This is a genomic window from Pseudomonas sp. LA5, assembly GCF_028640825.1.
Lineage (GTDB): Bacteria > Pseudomonadota > Gammaproteobacteria > Pseudomonadales > Pseudomonadaceae > Chryseomonas > Chryseomonas aestiva.
Genome location: NZ_JAQYZY010000031.1, coordinates 1 through 17,630, shown reverse-complemented (window position 1 = coordinate 17,630; position 17,630 = coordinate 1). Strand labels below are relative to the sequence as shown.

At 61.2% G+C, this 17,630-nt stretch carries 13 protein-coding genes and 1 tRNA gene; all 14 read right to left on the bottom strand.

Annotated features, from left to right (window positions below; translation table 11 throughout):
• Positions 1-11: 11 nt before the first annotated feature.
• Positions 12-1,205 (bottom strand): elongation factor Tu, encoded by a 1,194-nt coding sequence (tuf, locus tag PVZ72_RS09150; RefSeq protein WP_133860552.1) that lies wholly within the window; start codon positions 1,203-1,205, stop codon positions 12-14.
• Positions 1,206-1,233: 28 nt separating this feature from the next.
• The gene (gene fusA / locus PVZ72_RS09145; RefSeq protein ID WP_133860558.1) at positions 1,234-3,336 is read right to left on the bottom strand and encodes an elongation factor G; all 2,103 of its coding nucleotides are present in this window, start codon (positions 3,334-3,336) and stop codon (positions 1,234-1,236) included.
• Positions 3,337-3,366: 30 nt separating this feature from the next.
• Positions 3,367-3,840, bottom strand: coding sequence for a 30S ribosomal protein S7 (gene rpsG / locus PVZ72_RS09140; RefSeq protein ID WP_007163088.1), 474 nt, complete (start codon positions 3,838-3,840; stop codon positions 3,367-3,369).
• An 86-nt stretch (positions 3,841-3,926) separates the two neighbouring features.
• Entirely contained in the window at positions 3,927-4,298 is a 372-nt protein-coding gene (gene rpsL / locus PVZ72_RS09135; protein WP_007163089.1) for a 30S ribosomal protein S12, read from the bottom strand.
• Between the two features lie 165 nt (positions 4,299-4,463).
• A complete protein-coding gene (gene rpoC, locus PVZ72_RS09130) occupies positions 4,464-8,663 on the bottom strand; it encodes a DNA-directed RNA polymerase subunit beta' (protein WP_187980952.1) in 4,200 nt (1,399 codons plus the stop codon).
• A gap of 62 nt (positions 8,664-8,725) precedes the next feature.
• Complete coding sequence (gene rpoB / locus PVZ72_RS09125) at positions 8,726-12,799, bottom strand: DNA-directed RNA polymerase subunit beta (RefSeq protein ID WP_158893046.1); 4,074 nt, start codon at positions 12,797-12,799, stop codon at positions 8,726-8,728.
• Positions 12,800-13,024: 225 nt separating this feature from the next.
• Entirely contained in the window at positions 13,025-13,393 is a 369-nt protein-coding gene (gene rplL / locus PVZ72_RS09120) for a 50S ribosomal protein L7/L12 (RefSeq protein ID WP_059316466.1), read from the bottom strand.
• A gap of 79 nt (positions 13,394-13,472) precedes the next feature.
• On the bottom strand, positions 13,473-13,973 hold the full coding sequence (gene rplJ, locus PVZ72_RS09115) for a 50S ribosomal protein L10 (RefSeq protein ID WP_017641868.1): 501 nt from the start codon (positions 13,971-13,973) through the stop codon (positions 13,473-13,475).
• A gap of 208 nt (positions 13,974-14,181) precedes the next feature.
• Positions 14,182-14,877 carry a 50S ribosomal protein L1 gene (gene rplA / locus PVZ72_RS09110; protein ID WP_208693035.1) on the bottom strand — a complete coding sequence of 232 codons (696 nt, stop codon included), beginning with the start codon at positions 14,875-14,877 and terminating at the stop codon, positions 14,182-14,184.
• Positions 14,877-15,308 carry a 50S ribosomal protein L11 gene (gene rplK, locus PVZ72_RS09105; RefSeq protein ID WP_133860554.1) on the bottom strand — a complete coding sequence of 144 codons (432 nt, stop codon included), beginning with the start codon at positions 15,306-15,308 and terminating at the stop codon, positions 14,877-14,879. The genes rplA and rplK overlap by 1 nt, the downstream gene beginning before the upstream one ends.
• A 112-nt stretch (positions 15,309-15,420) precedes the next feature.
• Positions 15,421-15,954: a transcription termination/antitermination protein NusG gene (gene nusG, locus PVZ72_RS09100; protein WP_026083932.1), complete on the bottom strand. Its 534-nt coding sequence runs from the start codon at positions 15,952-15,954 to the stop codon at positions 15,421-15,423.
• Positions 15,955-15,965: 11 nt separating this feature from the next.
• Positions 15,966-16,334, bottom strand: a complete 369-nt coding sequence (gene secE / locus PVZ72_RS09095; protein WP_133860553.1) for a preprotein translocase subunit SecE — start codon at positions 16,332-16,334, stop codon at positions 15,966-15,968.
• 35 nt (positions 16,335-16,369) lie between these two features.
• Positions 16,370-16,445 (bottom strand) — tRNA-Trp (locus PVZ72_RS09090).
• A gap of 54 nt (positions 16,446-16,499) precedes the next feature.
• The coding region (gene tuf, locus PVZ72_RS09085; protein WP_273861330.1) for an elongation factor Tu at positions 16,500-17,630 on the bottom strand (1,131 nt) is incomplete at its 5' end.

The window sequence follows — 17,630 nt, the reverse complement described above, 5'->3', positions numbered from 1 at the left end:
AGATCAATCGATTACTCGATGATCTTGGCAACCACGCCGGCGCCGACGGTACGACCGCCTTCACGGATGGCGAAACGCAGACCGTCTTCCATCGCGATCGGAGCGATCAGGGTGACAACCATCTTGATGTTGTCGCCCGGCATCACCATCTCGACGCCTTCCGGCAGCTCGCAGTTACCGGTCACGTCGGTGGTGCGGAAGTAGAACTGCGGACGGTAGCCCTTGAAGAACGGGGTGTGACGACCGCCTTCTTCCTTGGACAGCACGTACACTTCGCACTCGAACTTGGTGTGCGGCTTGATGGTGTTCGGCTTGGCCAGAACCTGGCCACGCTCCACGTCTTCACGCTTGGTGCCACGCAGCAGCACGCCGACGTTCTCGCCAGCACGGCCTTCGTCCAGCAGCTTGCGGAACATTTCAACGCCGGTGCAGGTGGTCTTGACGGTGGCCTTGATGCCCACGATCTCGACTTCTTCCTGGATGCGGACGATGCCACGCTCGACACGACCGGTGACCACGGTGCCGCGACCGGAGATCGAGAACACGTCCTCGATCGGCATCAGGAACGGCTTGTCGATGGCACGCTCGGGCTCGGGGATGTACGAGTCCAGGGTCTCGACCAGCTTGCGCACGGCAGAGGTACCCATTTCGTTGTCGTCGTTGCCGTTCAGCGCCATCAGCGCGGAGCCGATCACGATCGGGGTGTCGTCGCCCGGGAAGTCGTAGGTGTTCAGCAGATCGCGAACTTCCATCTCGACCAGTTCCAGCAGCTCGGCGTCGTCAACCATGTCGGCCTTGTTCAGGAACACGACGATGTAGGGAACGCCTACCTGACGGGACAGCAGGATGTGCTCGCGGGTCTGCGGCATGGGGCCGTCAGCAGCCGAGCAAACCAGGATCGCGCCGTCCATCTGGGCAGCACCGGTGATCATGTTCTTCACGTAGTCGGCGTGGCCGGGGCAGTCGACGTGCGCGTAGTGACGGATCGCCGAGTCGTACTCAACGTGGGAGGTGTTGATGGTGATACCACGAGCCTTTTCTTCCGGCGCGTTGTCGATCTGGTCGAAACCACGAGCGGAACCGCCCCAGGTGTCGGCACAGACTTTGGTCAGCGCAGCGGTCAGAGTGGTCTTGCCATGGTCAACGTGACCGATGGTGCCCACGTTCAGGTGCGGTTTGTTACGTTCGAATTTTTCTTTAGCCACGAGATAAAACCTCTAGTCAAAGCGCTGATTAAGCTTGTTTCTTGATGATGGCTTCGGCGATGTTCGACGGAGCTTCGGCGTACTTGGAGAACTCCATGGAGTAGCTTGCGCGACCCTGAGACATGGAGCGGACATCCGTAGCGTAGCCAAACATCTCGCCCAGCGGAACCTCGGCACGGATGACCTTGCCGGTCACGGTGTCTTCCATACCCTGGATCAGGCCACGACGACGGTTCAGGTCGCCCATGACGTCGCCCATGTAGTCTTCCGGGGTCACGACCTCGACCTTCATGATCGGCTCGAGCAGCACGGCACCACCCTTCTGGGTGAGCTGCTTGGTCGCCATGGAGGCGGCGATCTTGAACGCCATCTCGTTGGAGTCGACGTCGTGGTAGGAACCATCGAACACAGCGGCCTTCAGGCCGAGCAGCGGATAGCCGGCAACGATGCCGTTCTTCATCTGCTCTTCGATGCCCTTCTGGATCGCCGGGATGTATTCCTTCGGAATCACACCACCCACGACTTCGCTGACGAACTCCAGACCTTCCTGACCTTCGTCGGCCGGCGCGAAGCGAATCCAGCAGTGACCGAACTGGCCACGACCACCCGACTGGCGAACGAACTTGCCTTCGATCTCGCAGGTGTTGCGGATGGTTTCGCGGTAGGCGACCTGAGGCTTACCGATGTTCGCTTCCACGCCGAATTCGCGCTTCATGCGGTCCACCAGGATGTCCAGGTGCAGCTCGCCCATGCCGGAGATGATGGTCTGACCGGACTCTTCGTCGGTCTTGACGCGGAACGAGGGATCTTCCTGAGCCAGCTTGCCCAGTGCGATACCCATCTTTTCCTGGTCGGCCTTGGTCTTCGGCTCGACGGCGACCGAAATCACCGGCTCCGGGAAGTCCATGCGCTCGAGGATGATCGGCTTCTCGATCGAGCACAGGGTGTCACCGGTGGTGACGTCCTTCATGCCGATCAGGGCGGCGATGTCGCCAGCACGAACTTCCTTGATCTCTTCACGGGTGTTGGCGTGCATCTGCACCATACGGCCGACGCGCTCCTTCTTGCCCTTCACCGAGTTGATGACGGAGTCACCGGAGCTCAGTACACCCGAGTAGACGCGGGCGAAGGTCAAGGTACCCACGAAGGGGTCGGTAGCGATCTTGAACGCCAGAGCCGAGAAGGGCTCGTTATCGTCTGCGTGACGCTCGTCGTGGATTTCCTCGTTGTCCGGGTTGGTACCCTTGATCGCGGGAATCTCGACCGGCGCCGGCAGGAAGTCGATCACGGCGTCCAGAACCAGGGGCACGCCCTTGTTCTTGAACGAGGAACCGCAAACGGCCGGGACGATTTCGCAGGCGATGGTACGCTGACGCAGGCCGGCCTTGATCTCGTCGATCGACAGCTCGCCGCCTTCCAGGTACTTGTTCATCAGCTCTTCGTTGGCTTCGGCCGCAGCCTCGACCATGTTGGAGCGCCACTGCTCAGCATCGGCCAGCATGTCCGCAGGAATGTCTTCCTCGCGATAGGTCATGCCCTGGTCGTCATCGTTCCAGAAGATGGCCTTCATCTTCAGCAGGTCGATCTGGCCCAGGAAGTTCTCTTCCGCGCCGATGGCCAGCTGAACCGGGACCGGAGTGTGGCCCAGGCGCTTCTTGATCTGCTCGACGACGCGCAGGAAGTTGGCACCGGCACGGTCCATCTTGTTGACGTAGACGATGCGCGGGACGCCGTACTTGTTGGCCTGACGCCATACGGTTTCGGACTGGGGCTCGACACCGGAGGTACCGCAGAACACTACGACCGCACCGTCCAGCACGCGCAGGGAACGCTCCACCTCAATGGTGAAGTCCACGTGGCCGGGGGTATCGATGATGTTTACGCGGTACTTGTCGTACTGCTTGGTCGAACCGGACCAGAACGCGGTGGTGGCAGCGGAGGTGATGGTGATACCACGCTCCTGCTCCTGCACCATCCAGTCCATGGTCGCAGCGCCGTCGTGAACCTCACCCATTTTGTGGTTCACGCCGGTATAGAACAGAATCCGCTCGGTGGTAGTCGTCTTACCTGCGTCCACGTGGGCGCAGATACCGATGTTCCGATAGCGGTTAATAGCGGTTGTACGAGCCATAAGGTCCTCGCTTGATTGGAAGCGCTAGGCTTAGAAGCGGTAGTGCGAGAAGGCCTTGTTGGCTTCTGCCATGCGATGCACGTCTTCGCGCTTCTTGACTGCGGCACCCTTGCCTTCAAAAGCGTCCATGAGTTCACCCGCCAGGCGCAGAGCCATGGACTTCTCACCACGCTTGCGCGCGGAGTCCACCAGCCAGCGCATGGCCAGGGCATTACGACGGGAAGGACGAACCTCAACCGGCACCTGGTAGGTAGCACCGCCGACACGGCGGGACTTCACTTCGACCAGCGGAGCGATGGCGTCGAGCGCTTTTTCGAAAACTTCCAGGGGTTCGGCATTCTTGGAACGCTCTTTGACCTTGTCCAGAGCACCATAAACGATACGCTCGGCAACGGCTTTCTTGCCGCTCTCCATCACGTGGTTCATGAACTTGGCCAGGATCTGGCTTCCGTATTTCGGATCGTCAAGTATTTCGCGCTTGGCCGCTACACGACGTCTTGGCATTGATAAGCCCTCAAAACGGTCTTCAGGTTAGCTCGGGACTCGTTGCCCGACCTTACTCTTATCGACTCGAACAAAAAGAAAGGTGATTACTTCGGACGCTTGGTGCCGTACTTGGAACGGCCCTGCTTGCGGTCCTTCACACCGGTGGTGTCCAGCGAGCCGCGCACGGTGTGATAACGCACACCCGGCAGATCCTTGACCCGGCCACCGCGGATCAGCACGACGCTGTGTTCCTGCAGATTGTGACCTTCACCGCCGATGTAGGAGGTGACTTCGAAGCCGTTGGTCAGACGTACACGGCAGACCTTCCGCAGTGCGGAGTTGGGCTTCTTGGGAGTGGTGGTGTACACGCGGGTGCACACGCCACGACGTTGCGGGCAGTTTTGCAGCGCAGGCACGTCGGATTTCTCGACGATACGCTTGCGTGCACTACGCACCAGCTGGTTGATAGTTGCCATCTATAGCTCCACTGATTGTCTTGCGACATAAACGAAATAGCAGAACGTCAGTCCTGCCCATTTTCGGGGAACGAAAGTCTAAAGAGCTTGGGCGCTCCAGTCAAGACAAAGCCCCCGGACGCCTGGGGCGCCGGGGGCTTTGTCAAGCGAGACCTGCTACCGAACTCAGCTGGCGCTGGAGTTCAGCGCCTCGGTCAGGGCGGCTTCGGCCTCGCTGGCGCTCACGCGCTGCGGCTTGCCGAGTTCGCGCTGGCGCTTGCGCTCGCTGTGGTAGGCCAGACCGGTACCGGCCGGGATCAGACGACCCACTACCACGTTTTCCTTCAGGCCGCGCAGGAAGTCGCGCTTGCCGGTCACGGCGGCTTCGGTCAGGACACGGGTGGTCTCCTGGAAGGAAGCGGCCGAGATGAAGGACTCGGTGGACAGCGAAGCCTTGGTGATACCCAGCAGGACGCGCTCGTACTTGGCGACGAAACGATCATTGCCCACCAGTTGCTCGTTCTCTTCCAGGACGTGGGTCAGTTCGACCTGATCGCCCTTGATGAAGCTCGAGTCGCCGGTGTCGCTCACTTCGACCTTGCGCAGCATCTGCCGCAGGATGGTCTCGATGTGCTTGTCGTTGATCTTCACGCCCTGCAGACGGTACACGTCCTGGATCTCGTTGACGATGTACTTGGCCAGCGCGCTGACACCCAGCAGACGCAGGATATCGTGCGGGTTGCTCGGACCGTCGGAGATAACTTCGCCGCGGCTTACCTGTTCGCCTTCGAAGACGTTCAGGTGGCGCCACTTCGGAATCAGCTCCTCGTAGGGATCGGTGCCATCGGTCGGGGTGATGACCAGACGACGCTTGCCCTTGGTTTCCTTGCCAAAGGAGATGGTACCGCTGATCTCCGCCAGGATTGCCGGCTCCTTGGGACGACGCGCCTCGAAGAGGTCGGCCACGCGGGGCAGACCACCGGTGATGTCGCGGGTCTTGGAGGTTTCCTGGGGGATACGGGCGATAACGTCACCCACATGCACCTTGGCACCGTCGCTCAGGTTGACCAGCGCGTTCGGCGGCAGGAAGTACTGGGCCGGTACGTCGGTACCCGGCAGCAGCAGGTCCTTGCCATTGGCGTCGATCAGCTTGACCGCCGGACGGATGTCCTTGCCGGAAGTCGGACGATCCTTGGCGTCGAGCACCTCGATGTTGGTCAGACCGGTCAGTTCGTCGGTCTGGCGCTTGATGGTGATGCCCTCCTCCATGCCGACGAAGGCCACGGTACCGTCCATCTCGGTGACGATGGGGTGGGTGTGCGGGTCCCACTTGGCGACGATGGCGCCAGCGTCGACCTTGTCGCCTTCCTTGACCGAAATCACTGCACCGTAGGGCAGCTTGTAGCGCTCGCGCTCGCGACCGAAGTCGTCGGCGATGGCCAGCTCACCGGAACGGGACACGGCAACCAGGGCGCCATCGGCACGTTCGACGTGCTTCAGGTTGTGCAGGCGGATGGCGCCGCCGTTCTTGACCTGGACGCTGTCGGCCGCGGAGGTCCGGCTGGCCGCACCACCGATGTGGAAGGTACGCATGGTCAGCTGGGTACCCGGCTCACCGATGGACTGGGCGGCGATGACGCCGACCGCTTCACCGATGTTGACCTGATGACCGCGAGCCAGATCGCGACCGTAGCACTTGGCGCAGATGCCATGACGGGTTTCGCAGGTGATCGGCGAACGCACCACGACTTCGTCGACGCTGTTGAGCTCGAGGAACTCGACCCAGCGCTCGTCGACCAGGGTGCCGGCCGGCACGATGATCTCGTCGGTACCCGGCTTGGGCACGTCACGGGCGATGACTCGACCCAGCACGCGCTCACCCAGGGGCTCGACCACGTCGCCGCCTTCGATGTGCGGGGTCATGATCAGGCCGCGCTCGGTACCGCAGTCGACCTCGGTCACCACCAGGTCCTGGGCCACGTCGACTAGACGACGGGTCAGGTAACCGGAGTTCGCGGTCTTCAGTGCGGTATCCGCGAGACCCTTACGGGCACCGTGGGTGGAGATGAAGTACTGGAGTACGTTCAGGCCTTCACGGAAGTTGGCGGTAATGGGCGTCTCGATGATGGAGCCGTCCGGCTTGGCCATCAGGCCACGCATGCCGGCGAGCTGACGAATCTGGGCCGCGGAACCCCGGGCGCCGGAATCGGCCATCATATACATGGAGTTGAAGGACTCCTGATCGACTTCCTTGCCCGCGCGGTCGATGACCTTCTCTTTCGAGAGGTTGGTCATCATCGCCTTGGACACTTCGTCGTTGGCCTTCGACCAGAGGTCGATCACCTTGTTGTACTTCTCGCCCTGGGTCACCAGGCCGGAGGCGTACTGGCTCTCGATCTCCTTCACCTCGGCGGTGGCAGCATCGATGATGCGCGCCTTCTCATCCGGAATGACGAAGTCGTTGACGCCGATGGAGACGCCGGACAGGGTCGAATAGGCGAAACCGGTGTACATCAGCTGGTCGGCGAAGATGACGGTGTCCTTCAGACCCACCACGCGGTAGCAGTGGTTGATCAGCTTGGAGATGGCCTTCTTCTTCATCGACTGGTTGACCACGTCATACGGCAGACCGGCAGGCACGACCTGGAACAGCAGCGCGCGGCCGACGGTGGTGTCGACGATGCGGGTGTTCTTGGTCAGGCTGCCGTCCTTGTGACGGATGGTCTCGTTGATGCGCACCTTGACCTTGGCATGCAGGGCGGCTTCGCCGGCACGGAAGACGCGATCGACTTCCTGCAGGTCGGCGAACACGCGGCCTTCGCCCTTGGCGTTGATGGCTTCGCGGGTCATGTAGTACAGACCCAGCACCACGTCCTGCGACGGCACGATGATCGGCTCGCCGTTGGCGGGCGACAGGATGTTGTTGGTCGACATCATCAGGGCGCGCGCTTCCAGCTGGGCTTCCAGCGTCAGCGGCACGTGCACGGCCATCTGGTCACCGTCGAAGTCGGCGTTGTACGCGGCGCAGACCAGCGGGTGCAGCTGGATGGCCTTGCCTTCGATGAGGACCGGCTCGAACGCCTGGATACCCAGACGGTGCAGGGTCGGGGCGCGGTTGAGCAGCACCGGGTGTTCGCGGATGACTTCGGCGAGAACGTCCCAGACCTCGGGCAGTTCGCGCTCGACCATCTTCTTGGCGGCCTTGATGGTGGTCGCCATGCCGCGGGCTTCCAGCTTGCCGAAGATGAACGGCTTGAACAGCTCCAGCGCCATCTTCTTGGGCAGACCGCACTGGTGCAGACGCAGGGTCGGGCCCACGGTGATAACGGAACGACCGGAGTAGTCGACGCGCTTGCCCAGCAGGTTCTGACGGAAACGACCCTGCTTGCCCTTGATCATGTCGGCCAGGGACTTCAGCGGGCGCTTGTTGGAGCCGGTGATGGCCCGGCCGCGACGGCCGTTGTCCAGCAGGGCGTCAACGGCTTCCTGCAGCATGCGCTTCTCGTTGCGCACGATGATGTCGGGCGCGGCGAGGTCGAGCAGCCGCTTGAGGCGGTTGTTCCGGTTGATGACGCGACGATAGAGATCGTTCAGGTCGGAGGTCGCGAAGCGACCGCCATCCAGCGGTACCAGCGGACGCAGGTCCGGCGGCAGCACGGGCAGCACGGTCATGACCATCCACTCCGGCTTGTTGCCGGAACCCTGGAAGGCTTCCATCAGCTTCAGGCGCTTGGACAGCTTCTTGATCTTGGTCTCGGAGTTGGTCTGCGGAATCTCTTCGCGCAGGCGACCGATCTCGTGCTCCAGATCAATGGCGCCGAGCAGCTGGAATACGGCTTCCGCACCCATGCGGGCGTCGAAGTCGTCACCGAATTCTTCCAGTGCCTCGAAGTACTGCTCGTCGTTCAGCAGCTGGTACTTCTCGAGGGTGGTCATGCCCGGATCAATCACCACGTAGCTCTCGAAATAGAGCACGCGCTCGATGTCACGCAGGGTCATGTCCAGCAGCAGGCCGATACGCGACGGCAGCGACTTCAGGAACCAGATGTGGGCGACGGGCGAAGCCAGCTCGATGTGACCCATGCGCTCGCGGCGCACCTTGGCCAGGGCGACTTCCACGCCGCACTTCTCGCAGATCACGCCGCGGTGCTTGAGGCGCTTGTACTTTCCGCACAGGCACTCGTAGTCCTTGACCGGGCCAAATATCTTGGCGCAGAACAGACCATCGCGCTCGGGCTTGAAGGTACGGTAGTTGATGGTCTCCGGCTTCTTCACTTCACCGAACGACCAGGAACGAATCATCTCGGGCGAGGCCAGACCGATACGGATGGCATCGAACTCCTCGAGTTGACCCTGGTTTTTCAACAGATTGAGCAAGTCTTTCAAGGCCTTTCCTCCTCACGGACCGGAGGCGACCGCCGCGCGGTCGCCTCCTCTAGGGTCTCGTGTTATTCGGTTTCCAGTTCGATATCGATGCCGAGCGAGCGGATTTCCTTGATCAGTACGTTGAAGGACTCGGGCATGCCGGCCTCCATGCGGTGATCCCCGTCCACGATGTTCTTGTACATCTTGGTCCGGCCGTTCACATCGTCCGACTTCACCGTCAGCATTTCCTGCAGGGTGTAAGCCGCGCCATAGGCCTCCAGTGCCCAGACCTCCATCTCCCCGAAACGCTGACCACCGAACTGCGCCTTACCACCCAGCGGCTGCTGGGTAACCAGGCTGTAGGAACCGGTGGAACGGGCGTGCATCTTGTCGTCCACCAGGTGGTTCAGCTTGAGCATGTACATGTAGCCGACGGTGGTGGTGCGCTCGAAGGCATTGCCGGTGCGGCCGTCGTACAGACGCATCTGGCCACTCTCCGGCAGATCGGCCAGCTTCAGCATAGCCTTGATCTCGCTTTCCTTGGCACCGTCGAACACCGGGGTGGCCATGGGCACACCGCCACGCAGGTTCTTCGCCAGGTCAAGGACTTCCTTATCGCTCAGGTCGTCGAGCTTCTCCTGACGGCCACCGATCTCGTTGTAGATCTCGTGCAGGAAGCTGCGCAGTTCGGCAACCTTGCGCTGCTCCTCGATCATCACGTTGATCTTCTCGCCCAGGCCCTTGGCCGCGAGGCCCAGGTGGGTTTCGAGGATCTGACCGACGTTCATCCGCGAAGGTACGCCCAGCGGATTCAGCACGATGTCCACCGGCGTGCCGTTGGCGTCGTAGGGCATGTCTTCGACCGGCATGATCACCGAGACCACACCCTTGTTACCGTGACGACCGGCCATCTTGTCGCCCGGCTGGATACGGCGCTTGATGGCGAGGTAGACCTTGACGATCTTCAGTACGCCCGGCGCCAGGTCATCGCCCTGCTGCAGCTTGCGCTTCTTGTCTTCGAACTTGTCATCCAGCAGCTGGCGACGGTCGGACAGGTAGGCCTGGGCCTTTTCCAGCTGCTCGTTGTGAGCATCTTCCGCCATGCGCAGCTTGAACCACTGACCACGCTCGAGGCCGTTCAGGTACTCGTCGGTGATGACGGCACCCTTCTTGACCGCCGGGCCGCCTTCGGCGACCTGACCGACCAGGGCCTGACGAAGACGCTCGAAGGTCGCGCCTTCGACGATGCGGAACTCCTCGTTCAGATCCTTGCGGATCTCGTCGAGCTGGGACTTCTCGATGGCCAGGGCGCGGGAGTCGCGCTCGACGCCGTCACGGGTGAAGACCTGGACGTCGATGACGGTACCCTTGGTGCCGGTGGGCACACGCAGGGAGGTGTCCTTCACGTCGCTGGCCTTCTCGCCGAAGATGGCGCGCAGCAGCTTCTCTTCCGGAGTCAGCTGGGTTTCGCCCTTGGGCGTGACCTTGCCGACCAGGATGTCACCGGCACCGACTTCGGCACCGACGTAAACGATACCGGCCTCGTCCAGCTTGTTCAGCGCAGCCTCACCCACGTTCGGGATGTCGGAGGTGATTTCCTCCGGGCCGAGCTTGGTGTCACGGGCCACACAGGTCAGTTCCTGGATGTGGATGGTGGTGAAGCGATCTTCCTGGACCACGCGCTCCGATAGACAGATGGAGTCTTCGAAGTTGAAGCCGTTCCAGGGCATGAAGGCTACGCGCATGTTCTGACCCAGTGCCAGCTCGCCCATGTCGGTCGAGGGGCCATCGGCCAGGATGTCGAACTTGGCCACCTGATCACCCTTGCTCACCAGCGGACGCTGGTTGATGCAGGTGTTCTGGTTGGAACGGGTGTACTTGGTCAGGTTGTAGATGTCGACGCCGGCTTCACCGGTCTCGACTTCGTCATCATTGACGCGCACCACGATACGGCTGGCATCGACGGAGTCGATCACGCCACCCCGACGGGCGACGACGCAGACGCCGGAGTCACGGGCGACGTTGCGCTCCATGCCGGTACCGACCAGCGGCTTGTCCGAACGCAGGGTCGGCACGGCCTGACGCTGCATGTTGGAACCCATCAGCGCGCGGTTGGCGTCGTCGTGCTCGAGGAACGGAATCAGCGAGGCGGCGACGGAGACGACCTGCTTGGGCGAAACGTCCATCAGGGTGACGTCTTCGGGCGCCTTGACGGTGAATTCGTTCAGATGACGCACGGCTACCAGCTCGTCGATCAGCCGGTTGTTCTCGTCCAGCCCTGCAGAAGCCTGTGCGATCACATGGTTGGCTTCTTCAATGGCCGACAGGAAGACGATCTCGTCGGTGGCCACGCCGTCCTTGACCATGCGGTACGGGCTTTCGAGGAAGCCGTACTGATTGGTGCGGGCATAGGCAGCCAGGGAGTTGATCAGGCCGATGTTCGGACCTTCCGGCGTTTCGATCGGGCAGACCCGGCCGTAGTGCGTCGGGTGTACGTCACGGACTTCGAAGCCGGCACGCTCACGGGTCAGACCGCCCGGGCCGAGTGCGGAGACGCGGCGCTTGTGGGTGATCTCCGACAGCGGGTTGTTCTGGTCCATGAACTGGGACAGCTGGCTGGAACCGAAGAATTCCTTGATCGCGGCGGCCACGGGCTTGGCGTTGATCAGATCCTGCGGCATCAGGCCTTCGCTCTCGGCCATGGACAGGCGTTCCTTGACGGCACGCTCTACCCGCACCAGACCCACGCGGAACTGGTTCTCGGCCATTTCACCGACGCAACGGACACGGCGGTTACCCAGGTGGTCGATGTCGTCGACGATGCCCTTGCCGTTACGGATGTCGACCAGGGTCTTGAGCACGTCGACGATGTCTTCGCGACTCAGGACGCCCGAGCCTTCGATGGCGTCGCGACCGATACGGCGGTTGAACTTCATGCGGCCGACAGCGGACAGGTCGTAACGCTCGGCGCTGAAGAACAGGTTGTTGAACAGGGTCTCGGCAGCTTCCTTGGTCGGCGGCTCGCCGGGACGCATCATCCGGTAGATCTCGACCAGGGCTTCCAGCTGGTTGCCGGTGGAGTCGATCTTCAGGGTATCGGAGATGAACGGACCGCAGTCGATGTCGTTGGTGTACAGCGTCTCGAACTGCACGACATTGGCCTTGGCCATCTTGGCCAGCATGTCCAGGGTCAGTTCGGTGTTGCACTCGGCGATGATCTCGCCAGTGGACGGGTGCACGACAGCCTTGGCGGTGGTACGGCCAATGACATAATCGAAGGGCACTTCCAGCTCGCTCAGACCGGATTTTTCCAGCTGGTTGATGTGGCGAGCGGTCACCCGACGGCCCTGCTCCACGATCACCTTGCCGCTGCCATCCTTGATGTCGAAGCTGGCGATGTCGCCGCGCAGGCGCTGGGGCACCAGCTCGAACGTCAGCATCTCACCCTTGATGTGGAAGGTGTTGGTGTCATAGAACGCATCCAGCACCTCTTCGGTGCTGTAGCCGAGCGCGCGCAGCAGTACCGAGGCCGGCAGCTTGCGGCGACGGTCGATACGGACGAACACGGCGTCCTTGGGATCGAATTCGAAGTCGAGCCAGGAGCCGCGGTAGGGAATGATGCGCGCCGAGTACAGCAGCTTGCCCGAGCTGTGGGTCTTGCCGCGGTCGTGGTCGAAGAACACGCCCGGGCTGCGGTGCAGCTGGGACACGATGACGCGTTCGGTACCATTGATGATGAAGGTACCGTTCTCGGTCATCAGGGGGATTTCCCCCATGTAGACTTCCTGCTCCTTGATGTCCTTGATCGCCTTGTTCGACGACTCGCGGTCGAAAATGATCAGGCGAACCTTGACTCGCAGCGGGACAGCGAAGGTCACGCCACGCAGGACGCATTCCTTCACATCGAAAGCCGGCTCGCCCAGGCGATAGCCGACGTATTCCAGGGCCGCATTGCCGGAATAGCTGATAATCGGGAAAACGGACTTGAAGGCCGCATGCAGGCCGATATCGCGGAACTGGTCTTTGCCTGCGCCCGCCTGCAGGAATTCGCGGTACGAATCCAGTTGGATAGCCAGCAAATAGGGCACGTCCATGACGTGCGGCAACTTGCTAAAGTCCTTGCGGATACGTTTTTTCTCAGTGTATGAGTAAGCCATCAGCGTTCCCCAGCTTGGTCACCAGCTTGTTTGGCCTCTCCGACGGGAGCAGCCGGAAAATCGGGCAAACCCTTTGGTCTGCCGCACCCCGAGAGCGAGGTGGATACAGCGCATCTTGTCAGGCGGATATGCTCGCTCTGTACAAAACGGCAAAAGGCCGGTGGCGTTCGCCACCAGCCATCAGCCGAACGTGAAACGTTGCGGCTGTAGACGCAAGAACCGAACTTACTTGAGCTCGACCTTGGCGCCTGCTTCTTCCAGAGCCTTCTTGGCAGCTTCGCCTTCCTCTTTGGAGACGCCTTCCTTGACCACGCCCGGGGCGCCGTCAACGACAGCCTTGGCTTCTTTCAGGCCCAGGCCGGTCAGTTCACGAACGACCTTGATGACGTTCACTTTCTTGTCGCCGGTCTCGGTCAACATGATGGTGAATTCGGTCTGCTCTTCGACGACGGCAGCGGCAGCAGCCGGGCCAGCGGCAGCGGCGGCAGCGGCGGTCACGCCGAACTTCTCTTCCATCGCCTTGATCAGTTCCACCACTTGCATGACGGACATTTCGGATACGGCGTTGATGATGTCTTCGTTGGTCAGAGCCATGACTCTAGATTCCTATAACAGGGTGCGGCTTCAGGCCGCAAATAATAAGAAAGACTTGCAGGAAACGCAGCACGCGCGATTAGGCGGCGGCAGCTTCCTTTTGGTCGCGAATGGCGGCGAGGGTACGAGCCAGCTTGCTGGTAGCGCCCTGGATGACACTCATCAGCTGGGACACAGCTTCGTCGTAGGTCGGCAGGGTTGCCAGTACGTCGATCTGGTTAGCCGGGATGAGCTTGCCTTCGAACGCGGCGGCCTTGATCTCGAACTTGTCCTGACCCTTGGCGAAATCCTTGAAGATACGGGCGGCAGCGCCCGGATGCTCCTGGGAGAACGCGATCAGGGTCGGGCCCTTGAAGGTGTCGTTGAGAACGTCGAAAGACGTGCCTTCAACGGCACGACGCAGCAGGGTGTTACGTACGACACGTACATAGACACCAGCCGCGCGGGCCTCTTTACGGAGTCCGGTCATGGCACCCACAGTCACGCCACGGGCATCGGCCACGACAGCGGACAGGGCACCTTGGGCAGCCTCGTTGACTTCAGCGACGATAGCCTTCTTGTCTTCGAGTTTGATTGCCACGGGTTTAACTCCTGGATGTTACCGTTTCGCCCGATGGACTGGGCGGCGTTTTGGTGTCTGACTCGGTAACCGAATCGGGAGCACCATCTGCGTAGGCTGGGGTTTCCCCGGTTTAAGACTTGCGTCCCCTACGGTCTTGGACAGCCCCCGCCAGGCAGGGACCCCAATCTTGGTGCCGCGCCCGAAGGCACGGCGACTTGTATCTTGCTTAGGCTTCCAGGGAAGCCTGGTCGATCTGCAGACCCGGGCCCATGGTGGAGCTCAGGGTAATGCGCTTGACGTAGATGCCCTTGGAGGTCGAGGGCTTCAGGCGCTTCAGGTCGGCCAGCAGAGCTTCAACGTTCTGCTTCAGCTTCGCGGGCTCGAAATCGATCTTGCCAACGGAAGCGTGGATGATGCCGTTCTTGTCGGTACGGAAACGCACCTGACCAGCCTTGGCATTCTTGACGGCAGTAGCGACGTCCGGGGTCACGGTGCCAACCTTGGGGTTGGGCATCAGACCGCGCGGGCCGAGCAGCTGGCCCAGCTGACCGACAACGCGCATGGCGTCCGGCGAGGCAATGACCACGTCGTAGCTCAGGTCGCCGCCCTTCATCTCGGCAGCCAGGTCGTCCATGCCGACTCGCTCGGCACCGGCAGCCAGCGCGGCTTCGGCGTTGGCACCCTGGGTGAACACGGCAACGCGAACCGACTTGCCAGTGCCATTGGGCAGCACGGTGGCGCCACGAACGACCTGGTCGGATTTACGCGGATCCACACCCAGGTTCACGGAGACGTCGATGGACTCCTTGAACTTGATGGTGGACAGCTCGGCCAGCAGGGCTGCAGCTTCTTCGAAGCCGTACTGCTTGCCAGCCTGGATTTTTTCGGCGAAAGCCTTTTGACGCTTAGTGAGCTTGGCCATTACACGCCCTCCACATTCAGACCCATGCTACGAGCGGAACCGGCGATGGTACGCACGGCGGCGTCCATATCGGCGGCGGTGAGATCGGCATTCTTGGCTTTGGCGATCTCTTCCAGCTGGGCGCGGGTGACGGTACCGACCTTCTGGCTGTTGGGACGAGCGGAACCGCTCTTGATGCCGGCAGCCTTCTTGAGCAGCACGGAGGCCGGGGTGCTCTTGATTTCGAAGGTGAAGCTACGGTCGCTGTACACGGTGATGATCACCGGGGTGGGCAGACCGGGCTCCATGCCCTGGGTGCGGGCGTTGAACGCCTTGCAGAATTCCATGATGTTGACGCCGTGCTGACCCAGCGCCGGACCGACTGGCGGGCTCGGGTTGGCTTGAGCGGCCTTAACCTGCAGCTTGATGTAAGCCTGAATTTTCTTAGCCATGTGCTACTCCAATGATGGGTTCGACGCCCCGCAGGGCTCCCCAATTACTTGCTATATCCCAGTGACGACAAAACCCCGCAGCCAGGGCTACGGGGTGAGGGATGCGAACAGCCTAGACCTTTTCGACCTGGCTGAACTCGAGCTCCACAGGGGTCGACCGACCAAAGATCAGTACCGCCACGTGGATGCGGCTCTTTTCGTAGTTAACTTCTTCGACAACGCCGTTGAAGTCGGCGAACGGACCGTCCACCACCCGAACCGTCTCGCCTGCTTCGAACAGGGTCTTGGGCTTGGGCTTGTCGCTGCTGTCGGAGACACGACGCAGAATCGCGTCCGCTTCACGATCAGTGATGGGTGCCGGCTTGTCGGCAGTACCACCGATGAAGCCCATGACGCGAGGAGTGTCCTTGACCAGGTGCCAGGTCCCTTCGTTCATTTCCATCTGCACCAGGACGTATCCTGGGAAAAACTTACGCTCGCTCTTGCGCTTCTGGCCATTGCGCATTTCCACCACTTCTTCGGTGGGCACGAGAATGTCGCCGAACTCGTCTTCCATTTCGTGCAGCTTGACGCGCTCGATCAACGAACGCATGACATGCTTCTCGTAACCCGAGTAGGCATGCACGACGTACCAACGCTTAGCCACGGCGAACCCTTTCAACCAACAATCGTGGAAACCAGCCAACCGAGCAGGGAGTCGAGCCCCCACAACAACAAAGCCATCACGAGCACCACGGCAACCACGATCAGCGTGGTCTGAGTGGTCTCTTGCCGGGTAGGCCAGACAACTTTGCGAATCTCGGTACGGGCGTCTTTCAGCAAGCCAAAGAAGGCTTGCCCCTTGGCGGTCTGCAGGGCAATAAAGGCAGCGACAGCTGCCAGCACCAACAGACCTACCACTCGATACAGGATGGACTGAGCAGCGAAGTAGTGATTGGCAACAACACCAATCGCCACCAGAACGACAACCACCAGCCACTTCAGCGCATCGAAGCGCGACTCTTTGGCTTCCGCCTTGATGCTCATTGCATGAATCCTGTAAGGAGTGCCAGATGGGAATCTGGCAGGCCAGGAGGGAATCGAACCCCCAACCTGCGGTTTTGGAGACCGCCGCTCTGCCAATTGAGCTACTGGCCTGTAACTTGAATCAGGCCGACCATTATGCCGACCTGACAGACCAAGATCAATCGATTACTCGATGATCTTGGCAACCACGCCGGCGCCGACGGTACGACCGCCTTCACGGATGGCGAAACGCAGACCGTCTTCCATCGCGATCGGAGCGATCAGGGTGACAACCATCTTGATGTTGTCGCCCGGCATCACCATCTCGACGCCTTCCGGCAGCTCGCAGTTACCGGTCACGTCGGTGGTGCGGAAGTAGAACTGCGGACGGTAGCCCTTGAAGAACGGGGTGTGACGACCGCCTTCTTCCTTGGACAGCACGTACACTTCGCACTCGAACTTGGTGTGCGGCTTGATGGTGTTCGGCTTGGCCAGAACCTGGCCACGCTCCACGTCTTCACGCTTGGTGCCACGCAGCAGCACGCCGACGTTCTCGCCAGCACGGCCTTCGTCCAGCAGCTTGCGGAACATTTCAACGCCGGTGCAGGTGGTCTTGACGGTGGCCTTGATGCCCACGATCTCGACTTCTTCCTGGATGCGGACGATGCCACGCTCGACACGACCGGTGACCACGGTGCCGCGACCGGAGATCGAGAACACGTCCTCGATCGGCATCAGGAACGGCTTGTCGATGGCACGCTCGGGCTCGGGGATGTACGAGTCCAGGGTCTCGACCAGCTTGCGCACGGCAGAGGTACCCATTTCGTTGTCGTCGTTGCCGTTCAGCGCCATCAGCGCGGAGCCGATCACGATCGGGGTGTCGTCGCCCGGGAAGTCGTAGGTGTTCAGCAGATCGCGAACTTCCATCTCGACCAGTTCCAGCAGCTCGGCGTCGTCAACCATGTCGGCCTTGTTCAGGAACACGACGATGTAGGGAACGCCTACCTGACGGGACAGCAGGATGTGCTCGCGGGTCTGCGGCATGGGGCCGTCAGCAGCCGAGCAAACCAGGATCGCGCCGTCCATCTGGGCAGCACCGGTGATCATGTTCTTCACGTAGTCGGCGTGGCCGGGGCAGTCGACGTGCGCGTAGTGACGGATCGCCGAGTCGTACTCAACGTGGGAGGTGTTGATGGTGATACCACGAGCCTTTTCTTCCGGCGCGTTGTCGATCTGGTCGAAACCACGAGCGGAACCGCCCCAGGTGTCGGCACAGACTTTGGTCAGCGCAGCGGTCAGAGTGGTCTTGCCATGGTC

What these genes read in the sequence shown, in the direction of transcription:
- rpsL (WP_007163089.1), bottom strand. Translation starts at nt 4,298, where the DNA reads ATGGCAACTATCAACCAGCTGGTGCGTAGTGCACGCAAGCGTATCGTC.
- secE (WP_133860553.1), bottom strand. Translation starts at nt 16,334, where the DNA reads ATGAGCATCAAGGCGGAAGCCAAAGAGTCGCGCTTCGATGCGCTGAAG.
- rplA (WP_208693035.1), bottom strand. Translation starts at nt 14,877, where the DNA reads ATGGCCAAGCTCACTAAGCGTCAAAAGGCTTTCGCCGAAAAAATCCAG.
- fusA (WP_133860558.1), bottom strand. Translation starts at nt 3,336, where the DNA reads ATGGCTCGTACAACCGCTATTAACCGCTATCGGAACATCGGTATCTGC.
- rplK (WP_133860554.1), bottom strand. Translation starts at nt 15,308, where the DNA reads ATGGCTAAGAAAATTCAGGCTTACATCAAGCTGCAGGTTAAGGCCGCT.
- rpoB (WP_158893046.1), bottom strand. Translation starts at nt 12,799, where the DNA reads ATGGCTTACTCATACACTGAGAAAAAACGTATCCGCAAGGACTTTAGC.
- rpsG (WP_007163088.1), bottom strand. Translation starts at nt 3,840, where the DNA reads ATGCCAAGACGTCGTGTAGCGGCCAAGCGCGAAATACTTGACGATCCG.
- rplL (WP_059316466.1), bottom strand. Translation starts at nt 13,393, where the DNA reads ATGGCTCTGACCAACGAAGACATCATCAACGCCGTATCCGAAATGTCC.